Source organism: Cryobacterium sp. TMS1-20-1, assembly GCF_004402355.1.
Lineage (GTDB): Bacteria > Actinomycetota > Actinomycetes > Actinomycetales > Microbacteriaceae > Cryobacterium > Cryobacterium levicorallinum.
This window is the reverse complement of record NZ_SOGF01000052.1, coordinates 20,237-31,894: the sequence shown is the minus strand read 5'-3', so window position 1 is coordinate 31,894 and position 11,658 is coordinate 20,237. Positions and strand designations below refer to the sequence as shown.

Here is an 11,658-nt window from a genome sequence, read left to right as displayed (position 1 = left end):
ATGGCATGCCTTAGCTGGGGTTTGTCCAGCCTCGCAATTTTCGCGGTCAGCTGCCCGCCCCGGTTTTCAATCGGCCCCGCCGTAGACTGAAATCGTGAAAAGCTACTGGACCCTTCTGCGCACGCCCGGCGTATCCCGCCTCATCGCTGCGCAGTTGACGGCCCGTTTTCCCTTCGGAATGCTCTCCCTCGCTTTCCTCATTCACATTGAGCGGATCTTTGATTCCTACGGCGCGGCCGGACTGGTTCTCGGTGCCATGAGCATCGGTCAGGCCATCGCCGGGCCGCTCACCAGCCGGCTGATGGGCCGACTCGGCATGCGCCCGGTGATCATCGCCACCATGTTCATCTGCGCGGTGTCGATCATCGTGATGGCGCTGATTTCGCTGTCGGTGCTGAACCTCATGCTGATCGGATTCGTCGCCGGCCTGTCCACCCCGCCGATTCAACCGGCCGTGCGCACGATTTACCCCAAAATCGTCAACTCCCGCCAGCTCACCCCGCTCTTCTCGCTGGATGCCTCGGCGCAGGAGATCATCTGGGTGCTCGGCCCGGTGATCGCTACCTTCGTGGCGCTGCAGGTATCGACGACCGCGGGCATCCTGCTCGCCGCATTCTTCCTGGTCGCCGGCGGAATCTGGTTCGTCGCCCTGCCCGAGGTAGGCCGGGTGCGCATCCCGCGCAGCCGCCGCAAGCTCGGCGTTGTGCTCAAAAAACCCGAGGTGCTGCTCAGCACGGTCGTCGGTTTCACGCTCGTCGCCGCCTGCGCCGCGGTCGAAGCCGGTGTGGTTGCGGTGTTCGGCCACGGCAGCGCCGACGCCGGCTGGGTGCTCGGCATCTTCGCGATCGGTTCGCTCATCGGCGGCCTGGCACTCGGACACGCTCCGATCGGCCCCTGGGCCCTCGCCACCCGCATGCTCATCGTCACCATCGGGTTAATTCTGGCGAGCCTGTGGCTCACCTTTTGGTGGCTCTCCCTCGCGCTGCTCCTGGCCGGGGTCGGCATCGCGCCCGCCTTCGCTGTTCTTTTCGGCATCGTCTCGGCGAGCGTGAAATTCAGCGACACCGCCGAAGCCTATGGCTGGGTCGGTACCGGCCAGCTGATCGGCGCCGCCATGGGCTCCGCCATCGCCGGGTTCTCGATCGACCATTCCGGCCCGGTGTCGGCGATCTACGTCGCCGCCGGTTTCGCGGGCCTCGGCTGCATCATCCCAGCGCTCGGCCGCCGCTGGCACCCGGACCTGCGCGGGCGCGATATCAGCCCCATTCCCGACACTGAGCCCATCCAGGTGCAGGTCTCGTAACATTGAGGGATGACTTCCCTCACGCTCAATGACGGCCACGTGATTCCCCAGCTCGGTCTCGGGGTGTATAAGGTAGCGGATGCCATCGCCGCCGACACCGTGCAGGTCGCGCTCGAGGCCGGGTACCGTCACGTCGACACCGCAGCACTCTATGAGAACGAGGTCGGCGTCGGGCAGGGGCTCGCGCGTTCCGGGGTGCCTCGGGAGGACGTGTTCGTCACGACCAAGGTGTGGAATGACCGCCACGGCTACGACGAAACGATGAAGGCCTTCGACGAGAGCCTGGCCAAGCTGGGCCTGGACTACGTGGACTTGTACCTGATCCACTGGCCGGCACCGCAGCAGAATCGCTACGTCGAAACCTATCGCGCCCTCGAAGCCCTGCGCGCCGACGGCCGGGCCCGCTCGATCGGGGTCTCGAATTTTCACCCGCACCACCTCGACCGACTCCTGGCCGAAACCGACGTCGTGCCGGTTCTCAACCAGGTGGAGTTGCACCCGTGGCTGCCGCAAACGGAGGTTCGCGCTTATGACGCGGCCCACGGCATCCGTACCGAAGCGTGGTCGCCTCTGGCCCGCGGGCGCGCAATCGGCAACCCGATCCTCGATGCGATCGGCGCCCGACACGGCAAATCAGCCGCGCAGATCGTGATCGCCTGGCACCTCGCGCTCGGCAACATCGTCATTCCCAAGTCGGTCACCCCGGCACGCATTCGCGCCAATATCGACGTGTTCGACATTGTGCTCGAGCCGGACGATCTTGCGCAGATTGCGGCGCTCGAGAGCGGCGAGCGCACCGGAACGGACCCCGACGACCTCGACTGAACAAGAGGCGACCGGCCGACGTATTACCAGCGCGGGTGGATCTGCTCCCGCAGGAGCCGGTCATAGATGTCCTGAACGCCCTCGTTGAAGGCGAGGTCAAGCGGTTCGGCTACGCCGGCAGTCGCGTTTCCCTGCGCCTGGGCGACCGAGCGGGCTCCCGGAATGACGGCGCTCACCCCGTCGATCTGGGCTACCCAGGCCAGGGCTGCCTGGGCCGGCGTGAGGCCGACCGGGGCGAGGGCGGCAAACTCGGTCGCGGCCTGCAGGCCGACCTCGAAGTCGACGCCGGAGAAGGTCTCACCGACGTCGAAGTGGCTGCCGTCCCGGTTGAAGTTGCGGTGGTCACTCTCGGCGAAGACCGTGTCGGCGGTGTATTTGCCGGTCAGCAGCCCGCTGGCCAGCGGAACCCGGGCGATGATGCCCACCCCGGCGGCGCGTGCGGCCGGCAGCACCTCGTCGAGCGGCTTGAGGCGAAAAGCGTTCAGGATGATCTGCACCGTGGCGACGCCGGGGTGGCTGATCGCGGCGAGGGCCTGGTCGCAGGTCTCCACGCTCACCCCGTAATTGGCGATGACGCCCTCGTCGACGAGGGTGTCGAGCGCGTCGTAGACCTCGCCGGAGTCGTAGACAGCGCTCGGCGGGCAGTGCAACTGCACCAGGTCGAGAGTGTCCATGCCGAGGTTCGTGCGGGAGCGGTCGGTCCAGGCGCGAAAATTGGCGAGCACGAAATTCTCGGCCAGCTGTTCGACTCGGCGGCCCATCTTGGTGGCCACCGTAATTTCCGCGCCGAGGGCCTCATTGGCGAGAAATTGGCCAATCAGCCGCTCGCTGCGGCCGTCGCCGTAGACATCCGCTGTGTCAAAGAAGGTGACACCGGCATCAGCGGATGCGGCGAGCACGCCGGTCGCGTCGGCGTCGGATACCGCTCCCCAGTCCGCTCCGAGTTGCCAGGTACCCAGGCCGATCACGGAAACAGTGCGGCCGGTACGTCCGAGGGTGCGTTTTTGCATATCCCTAGCTTAGGCACCCGCCGCACATCGCTACCGCACCATTTGGCCGCCGGCCCGGCTACGGGCGCCACCCCCGCGACCGGAGCGCAGCATCGACGGCGCCCTGCACCCACTCCTTCGTCGAGCCCTTGCGCACGGTGATGACCAGCCACCCGGCCTCGCGCAGGTCATGCAGGCGTTCGGCATCGCGGTTGAATTGCGCCGTATCAGTGCGGTGCTGCTCGCCGTCGTACTCCACGAGCACTTTGTAGCAAAAATAGACCAGGTCGCCGCGAACGCGTCGTTTGCCGCGCGGCAGGGGAATGTCCCGGTTCGTTTCGGGTTCAGGAAAGCCGCACATGACGAGGAACAGACGCAGGAACGTTTCCCTTCGGGATTCCACCCGCGGCCGAATCATCGCCTCGGCCACCCGCAGACGCAGAGCGCCACGATTCCCCGCATACTGCACCACCCGCGCGGCAATCTCGGGGGCGGTTGCCAGTCCAAGCTCCGGTCGCAGCAGGTGATCTCCGGCCGCTACCAAATCATTCAATTCCAGAACGGATGCCAGTTGGCACCACGCCGAAATCGGCTCGAGCACCGGCAGCCCCGCCACGCTGCGCACTCCCGGGGACGTCGCCACACGATGTCCGTTGACCCCGGCTAGTCGCAGAGTCCGATCCGGGTCGATCACCGATACGTGAAGAAGCGGGTCGGCCTCCAGGTCGGCCGGCAGGGGCATGCCGTGCAGGCGGGCAGCTGTGGCGTGGCTGAAGAAGGCACCCGCAGGCATCCGTTTGTGAAGTGCCCGACAGCGGTCATTCAGGTTGTGAACGGTGCCAGCGGCAACACACACACCCCAAAACGGATGCTCTACATCGCGTGACCGCAGGCGCTTGGCCGAGACACCTGCCGCCCGGGCCGCTCCAAAGGTGAACGCGCCGGAATCGAAGCCGGGAGGAAGAGGAGTTTGGATGTACATGGCCTGAGAGTGCCACGAACGGTGACCCACCCGACGGTTATCCACAGGGTGCAATGGGTCGGGCGCCACTCCACAGGGTCGCCCGGGGAAGCGCGCCACTCCACAGGGTCGCCCGGGGAAGCGCGCCACTCCACAGGTCAATCTCGGCCGAGCACACGCGAGGTGCCACCTTTTGCCCCCTGACCACGGCCCAGCACACCCGAGGTGCCACCTTTTGCCCCATCAACGCTCGCCATGAGGTAAAAGTTGGCGCCTCACGAGAACCATGGGGCAGAAGTTGGCACCTCGAATCCGCATTGACGGCGAGAGCGCGCACTCCAGAGTTGGCGCTCCTACTCAGGGTAACAACCACGGCCACTCAACCAGGAGAACTGCGAAATGGCCGCCCACGATGACCCAGCCGAATGTGCGCCCGGGAATCGCGTCGCGAGCAGCCCGCACGTTGTGGCGGGCCTCGCTGCTAGCGACTCCCGATCCGCTCCGCGATCAGCGGACCGCCATCCTGCACGGGCTCCCCCACGTCGCCGATGCGCCAGGCACCCTCAACGGCCTCGAGCGCACGGGCGAACCGGGCGGGCTCGTCGGCGCTCAGCGTGAACAGCGGCTGGCCCTTCACCACGGTGTCGCCGGGCTTGGCGTGCAGGTCGATTCCGGCGGCATGCTGCACGGGATCCTGCTTACGGGCGCGCCCGGCACCGAGTCGCCAGGCACCGATACCAAAAGGCAGCGCCTGCTGTTCCACCAGCACGCCGCTGCGCTCGGCGAGCACAACGTGAGTCTCGCGCGCGACCGGCAACGCGGCATCCGGGTCGCCACCCTGCGCGCGAATCACGGCCCGCCATTTGTCCATGGCTCGGCCATCCTTCAGAGCCGCGCCCACATCGACACCGGTGATTCCGGCGAGCGAGAGCATCTCCTCGGCCAGGGCCACGGTGAGCTCGACAACGTCGGCGGGCCCGCCGCCGGCGAGCACCTCCACCGACTCGCGCACCTCGTTGGCATTGCCGATGGCAAACCCAAGCGGAACGTTCATATTGGTCAACAAAGCGGATGTCGCCACCCCGGCATCCTCGCCCAGCTCGACCATCGTGCGGGCCAACTCCCGCGACCGCTCGATGTCCTGGAGAAAGGCGCCCGAGCCGAACTTAACGTCGAGTACGAGGGCCTGAGTACCCTCGGCGATCTTCTTCGACATGATCGACGATGCGATCAGCGGGATCGCCTCAACCGTTCCGGTGATGTCACGCAGGGCGTAGAGCTTGCCGTCGGCCGGCGCCAGGCCACTGCCGGCCGCGCAGACCACGCCGCCGAGCTCCTGCAACTGCTGGAACATTTCGGCGTTGCTCAGGTTGGCGCGCCAGCCCGGAATCGACTCGAGCTTGTCGAGCGTTCCGCCCGTGTGACCGAGGCCACGGCCGGACAGCTGCGGCACGGCCGCGCCGAAGACGGCGACGAGCGGCATCAGCGGCAGCGTGATCTTGTCACCGACGCCTCCGGTGGAGTGCTTGTCGGTGGTCGGCTTACCGAGGCCGTCGAAGCTCATCCGCTCACCGCTCGCGAGCATGGCCATGGTCAGAGCCCGAATCTCGCTGCGGCTCATGCCGTTCAGAAAGATCGCCATGGTCATGGCGGCCATCTGCTCGTCGCCGACGTAGCCACGGGTGTACGCGTCGATCAGCCAGTCAATTTGCGGTGTGGTCAGCTCGCCGCGGTCGCGCTTGGTGTGAATTAGGTCGACGGCGTCAAACGCTTCGATGGTGCTCATGGTGCACTCCTTCAGAGCCGATTACACAATGGAAAATCCTGACGACCGGGCTGAACGAGCCCAACGGCTACGACGAAGTTGCGCTGGCGCGATAGTCGGCGAGTTGGCGCGGCCCGAAGGCATCCGGCAGCACCTCGTCGATGGTTTTGACGCCGGAGACCGTTTCGAGCAGCATGCCCGGCGCGGAGTGTTCGTAGAGCAACTGGCGGCAGCGGCCGCACGGCATGAGGATGCCGCCATTTCCGTCGACACAGGTGAACGCGACGAGCTGGCCGCCACCACTGAGGTGCAGCGCGGAGACCAGGCCGCACTCCGCGCAGAGGGTGAGGCCGTAGGAGGCATTCTCCACGTTGCATCCGCTGATCACTCGCCCGTCATCGACGAGCGCCGCGACGCCGACCGGAAACTTGGAGTACGGCACATAAGCTGTGGCCATAGCGGCGAGGGCTTGCGCGCGCAGCAGCGGCCAGTCGATGCTCACATCACTCACTTGATGTACGGCTTTCCGTCAGCGGCGGGTGCCCTTGAGCGGCCGACGAACCCGGCAACGGCGAAGATCGTCACGACGTAGGGCAGCATGAGCATGAATTCGCTCGGTACCGGTGAGCCGATGATGCCCAGTACGTTCTGCAGGTTCGTCGCGAATCCGAACAGAAGCGCTGCGAGGGTCGCCTTGATCGGATGCCACTGGCCGAAGATCACCGCGGCGAGGGCGATGAAGCCCATGCCGTTGGTCATCTCCTTGTTGAACGCACCGACCGCGCCGAGGGTGAAGTACGCCCCGCCGAAGCCCGAGATGACACCGCCGAGGGTGACGGCAACGAAGCGAGTGCGGTTGACGTTGATGCCAACCGTATCGGCGGCTTGCGGATGTTCACCCACGGCGCGCACGCGCAGGCCCCACTTGGTGCGAAACAGGGCAAAGAACACGAGCGCGACCGCAACGTACATGGCGTAGACGATGATGGTCTGGCGAAACAGCACCGGGCCAATGATGGGGATTTCGCTGAACAACGGAATGTTCAGCCGGGGAAAGACGTCCGGTGAGTTGAGGGTGGCGCTGGGTGCGAGCACCTGCGAGTACAAAAAGCTGGTGAGCCCGATCACGAGAACGTTGAGCACGACACCGACGATGACCTGGTCGACGAGGTACTTGAGCGCGAACCCGGCCAGCACCATGGAGACGAGCGCCCCAGCCACCATCGCCGCAAGCAGGCCTAGGTAGGGGTTCCCCGTGGCGGAGGCGACGACCGCGGAGCTGAAGGCTCCGGCCAGGAGCTGCGCCTCGATGGCCACATTGACGACGCCGGCGCGTTCGGACAGCACCCCGCCGAGGGCACCGAAGATGAGTGGGGCGCTCAGGGTGACCGTTCCGATCAGCAGTCCGGGCACCGGAATGGTCGAACCCGATGCCGCCCAGGCCAGAAAGCCCACCAGGAATAGCAGCGCGAACAGGATGGTCAAGACAATCGGGATCTTGGTGTGACGATAGACCAGCCAGGCCGACGCCGCAGCCATGAGCACGAGCGCGATGGCCACGAACACTCCGGTAGCCAAGGTTGGCAGGGCCACCTCTGGCAGTTGGATCAGGTCGCGCGCTTCCGAGAGGCGGAAGGTGCTCAGCTCACCGCGCTGGCCGCGTCCGAGGAACACGAACAGGGTCAGCGACAGCGCGGCAAATCCGCCGAAGGTGATCGGAATCTTCCAGCTGCGAATCTGCGCCGTCAGCTTCACGACCGGGGCCGAAGCCGGAGCGGGGCTCTGTGTGATCGTGCTCATTTCGCCACCACCTCGTTGGTCTTGCGAATCCTGGGTTTCTTGGTGGTGCCCGGTGTCGGAAGGTGGAACATGGCACGCACCAGCGGCGGCGCGGCGATGAACAGCACGATCAGCGCCTGCACGACGACGACGATGTCGATTGGCACACCCTCAGCCGCCTGCATGGCGAACCCGCCGGCCTTGAACGCACCAAAGAGAATGCCGGCGGCGAAGATACCCCAGGGCTTTGAACGACCAAGCAGGGCGACGGTGATGGCGTCGAAGCCGATGCCGGCGTCGATTCCGGAACTGAAGCCCGTGGTCAGGGTCCCCAGCACCTGGTTGACGCCGGCCAGGCCGACGAGCGCTCCCGAGATGGCCATGGCGCAGAAGTAGACGTTCTTCACGTTGATGCCGGCGACCCTGGCTGCGCCGGGGTTCTGCCCGACGGCACGAAACTGAAACCCGAGGTTTGAGCGGCTGAGTAGCCACCAGACGAAGATGGTGGCCGCGATGACGGTGAGAAAACCGGCGTGCAGGTTGTAGCGCGGCCCGAACAGATCGGGGAACACCGCGGTCGCTGCCATGGCCGGTGTCTTCGGGTTGTTACTGCCAGGCGCCTGTAGCGCACCGGGGGTGCGCAGCAGGAACTGAATCAGGTACAGCGCGACGAAGTTGAGCATGATCGTGACGATCACCTCGTGGGCACCGGTACGAGCCTTGAGCAAGCCCACGATGCCGCCCCAGATAGCCCCACCAAGCAGGCCGGCCAGAACGGCGACGATCAAGTGGATACCGGCTGGCAGTTCAACCGCGAAAGCGACCCAGCCAGCGGCCCCGGCGGCGATGAGCATCTGTCCACGACCACCGATGTTAAACATGCCCACGCGAAAAGCGAGCCCCACACCGAGCCCGGCCGCGATCAGCGGCGTCGCAAAGGTGAGTGTCTCGGTCAGCGGGCGAATCGCGGTGAGAAAGCTGCTCGCCCGGAAGTTGTAGATTGCCCCCTGGAACAGCGCGGAATAGGCGCCCGCGACGGAGTCCCAGACAGCCTGCAGCAGGTCGGTCGGTCGGGAGAAGAAATATCCGGCCGTCTCCTGCACGCGTTCGTTGGTGAACGCGATCAGAATCGCCCCAACCACGAGAGCGACGAGGACGGCCAGTACAGAGATCATGGCGCTGCCGCCGGTGATGTCGCGCAGGGTTTGGTTCCAGCGCTCGGACCCATCCTTCCTTCCCTGGCCGGACCCGGGAGCGCCCGGAGCCGCCGGTACGGTGGCGTCGCTCACAGCGCACCCTCCATTTCCGGAGCGTGCTCGCCGGCCATCATGAGGCCGAGCGTGGCGCGGGGGGTGTTGCCTGGCACGATTCCAACGATCTCTCCTCGATACATCACCGCGATGCGGTCTGCGAGAGCGACGACCTCGTCGAGCTCGGTGGACACCACGATGACCGGAATTCCGGAGTCGCGAGTTTCGATAATGCGGGTGTGCACGAATTCGATCGAACCCACGTCAAGACCGCGGGTCGGCTGGGCCGCAACGAACAAACGCAGATCACGGCTCAGTTCACGAGCGAGCACGACCTTCTGCTGGTTACCACCCGAGAGCCGTCCGGCCTCCATATCGCTGCCCTGCGATCGAATGTCGAACTCCGCAATTTTCTCGGCGGCGAACCTCGCTCGAAACCCGAGCTGCAGGTTGCCCGCCTTCACGAACGGCGCTCCGGAGCTGCGGTCGAGCATGAGGTTCTCGGCGATGCTGAAGTCGGCGATGAGGCCGTCTTCGGTGCGGTCTTCGGGAACGAAACCGACTCCGGAATCAAGGATGTGCCGCACGCTGTAGCCGCGCAACGGCTTGCCGTCGAGTTCGATCGACCCGGTGACGTGCTGCTGTAGTCCAAGCAGCGCTTCGGTGAGTTCGGTTTGGCCGTTACCTTGGACGCCGGCGATGGCAAGTACTTCACCGGCCTGGACGTCGAAGCTCACGCTGTTGACGACGATCTGGTTGCGGGCATCGATCACCGAGAGGTTTTTCACTGACAGGGCGGTGCCGCGCAACTCTGGCGCGTTCTTGTGTACGGTCAACTCGACAGCGCGCCCGACCAAGAGTGAGGCCAACTCCGCGTTGGTCGCGGTCGGCGACGCCTCACCGACGACGGTTCCCAAGCGGATGACCGTGATGCGGTCCGCGACGGCGCGCACCTCCCGCAGTTTGTGCGTGATGAACACGATCGAGGTTCCGGACTCGGCGAGCTGGCGCATGATGGTCATGAGCTCATCGGTCTCCTGCGGGGTGAGCACCGCCGTCGGTTCGTCGAACACCAGCACCTTGGCGTCCTGGGACAGTGCCTTGATGATCTCGACGCGCTGCTGCACGCCAACCGGCAGGTCTTCAATGACGGCATCCGGGTCGATGTCGAAGCCGAACCGGTCAGAGATCTCCCGCACCTTAGCTCGGGCCGCACTGAGGTCGAGGCGGCCGCCGAAGGTGGTCTGTTCGTGGCCGAGAACGACATTCTCAGCAACGGTGAACACCGGAACGAGCATGAAATGCTGGTGCACCATACCGATCCCAGCTTTCATGGCGTCGCCCGGCCCGGCGAATTTCTGCACCACGTTATCGAGCAGGACCTCGCCCTCTTCGGCAATGTACAGGCCATACAGCACGTTCATGAGCGTGGACTTACCAGCGCCGTTCTCGCCCAGGAGGGCATGAATTTCACCCGACTCGACGACGAGCGAAATGTTGTTGTTGGCGACCAGCGCACCAAAGCGCTTTGTGATGCCTCGAAGTTCGAGCTTCATTGATCCTGAATTCCTGGGTCGAGCGCGACGGGGGAAAAGCGCGGGGGAACTGAAATGGGGAGGCCGACAATCCGGCCTCCCCAGGTCACTACAGCGTATTACTGCTTCGGCGAGGAAGGCGATTCGACCGTGATCGAACCGTCGATGATTCCTGCTCTGATGGCGTCGAGCTCGTCGGCCAGGGTCGCGGGGACCTTGGATTCGAAGTCGTGGAACGAGGCAATGCCCACGCCGTCGTTGTCCAGAGTTCCGATGTACGGCGTGGCGTCGAAGGTGTCGTCGCCAGCGCCGGAAACGACGTCGAAGACGCTGACCTTGATCCCCTTGAGGATGCTGGTGAGGAACAGGCTCTTGTTCGTCGCGTCGGTCTCGTAGAGGTCAGCGTCAACGCCCACCATGGCGATATCCTTGCCCGAGCTCTTGATCGCTTCAATCGCGCTCAGAAAGATCGGTCCACCAACGGGCAGCAGCACGTCGGCATTCTGGTCGATGAGGCCTTGCGCATTGGCGAGCGATTCGACGCCGGCGGCGAAGCCACCCGTGAACGAACCGGTCTGCGAGGCGACGTCCCAGCCGATGGTCTTGACGGAGGTGCCGTTCTGCTCGTTGTAGTACGCAACGCCGTCAGCGAAGCCATCCATGAAGATGGTGACGGTCGGAAATTGCATTCCGCCGTAGGTTCCAACGACGCCGGTCTTGCTGTAGCCGGCTGCCGCATAGCCGGCCATGAAGGCGGCCGGGGCGGTGTCGAAGATGATCGGCTTGATGTTCGGGGCGTCGACCTTGCCGTCGAAGTCGAGGTCGGCATCATTGTCAATGATGGCGAAGTTGACTTCGGGGTTAGCCAAGGCAGACTCAACGGTCGCCGCGGCGAGGTTGAATCCGACGGTCACGATGAGGTTGCAGCCCTGGTCGACAAGGTTCTGCACGTTGGACTGGTAGTCGGTCTCGGACGTTGACTCCACGGTTTTCGGCGTCACACTGAGTGCGGCCGCAGCCTCAGTGAGGCCCTCGAAGCCGAGCTGGTTGAACGACTTGTCGTCGAATCCACCGGCGTCAGATACCATGCAGGGCAGAAAGTCGCTCGCGGCGGCGGAGCTGGTGTCGTCGGTGGTTGCGGGCGCCTGAGCACAAGCGGCGAGCATCGCCACGGTACCGAACATTGCAAGACCGGCAAGTACGGTCTTACGGGTCGAAATTGTCAAGATGACCTCCAGGGTGCTGCCCAGC

General features: G+C 64.9%; 10 protein-coding genes. 2 read left to right on the top strand and 8 right to left on the bottom strand.

The window, feature by feature from the left end; all coding sequences use genetic code 11:
- Positions 1–94 precede the first annotated feature (94 nt).
- Entirely contained in the window at positions 95–1,303 is a 1,209-nt protein-coding gene (locus tag E3O45_RS11430; protein WP_104133311.1) for an MFS transporter, read from the top strand.
- Between the two features lie 9 nt (positions 1,304–1,312).
- The gene (locus E3O45_RS11425) at positions 1,313–2,128 is read left to right on the top strand and encodes an aldo/keto reductase (protein WP_134443509.1); all 816 of its coding nucleotides are present in this window, start codon (positions 1,313–1,315) and stop codon (positions 2,126–2,128) included.
- A 23-nt stretch (positions 2,129–2,151) separates the two neighbouring features.
- On the opposite strand, the gene E3O45_RS11420 is transcribed toward E3O45_RS11425, so the two are convergent.
- The 8 genes from E3O45_RS11420 to E3O45_RS11385 all read right to left on the bottom strand — a co-directional run bounded on the left by E3O45_RS11420 (position 2,152) and on the right by E3O45_RS11385 (position 11,633).
- A complete protein-coding gene (locus E3O45_RS11420) occupies positions 2,152–3,138 on the bottom strand; it encodes an aldo/keto reductase (RefSeq protein ID WP_134443508.1) in 987 nt (328 codons plus the stop codon).
- A gap of 58 nt (positions 3,139–3,196) precedes the next feature.
- Entirely contained in the window at positions 3,197–4,099 is a 903-nt protein-coding gene (locus E3O45_RS11415; protein ID WP_166789475.1) for a hypothetical protein, read from the bottom strand.
- A 460-nt stretch (positions 4,100–4,559) separates the two neighbouring features.
- Positions 4,560–5,864: a thymidine phosphorylase gene (locus E3O45_RS11410; RefSeq protein WP_134443506.1), complete on the bottom strand. Its 1,305-nt coding sequence runs from the start codon at positions 5,862–5,864 to the stop codon at positions 4,560–4,562.
- Between the two features lie 67 nt (positions 5,865–5,931).
- Entirely contained in the window at positions 5,932–6,345 is a 414-nt protein-coding gene (locus E3O45_RS11405; RefSeq protein ID WP_134443505.1) for a cytidine deaminase, read from the bottom strand.
- 5 nt (positions 6,346–6,350) lie between these two features.
- Positions 6,351–7,643, bottom strand: coding sequence for an ABC transporter permease (locus tag E3O45_RS11400; protein ID WP_134443504.1), 1,293 nt, complete (start codon positions 7,641–7,643; stop codon positions 6,351–6,353).
- On the bottom strand, positions 7,640–8,911 hold the full coding sequence (locus tag E3O45_RS11395; RefSeq protein WP_241985333.1) for an ABC transporter permease: 1,272 nt from the start codon (positions 8,909–8,911) through the stop codon (positions 7,640–7,642). Before E3O45_RS11395 ends, E3O45_RS11400 begins: the two co-directional genes overlap by 4 nt.
- The gene (locus tag E3O45_RS11390; RefSeq protein WP_134443503.1) at positions 8,908–10,428 is read right to left on the bottom strand and encodes an ABC transporter ATP-binding protein; all 1,521 of its coding nucleotides are present in this window, start codon (positions 10,426–10,428) and stop codon (positions 8,908–8,910) included. The genes E3O45_RS11395 and E3O45_RS11390 overlap by 4 nt, the downstream gene beginning before the upstream one ends.
- Positions 10,429–10,526: 98 nt before the next feature.
- Positions 10,527–11,633 (bottom strand): BMP family protein, encoded by a 1,107-nt coding sequence (locus E3O45_RS11385; RefSeq protein ID WP_134443502.1) that lies wholly within the window; start codon positions 11,631–11,633, stop codon positions 10,527–10,529.
- Positions 11,634–11,658 lie beyond the last annotated feature (25 nt).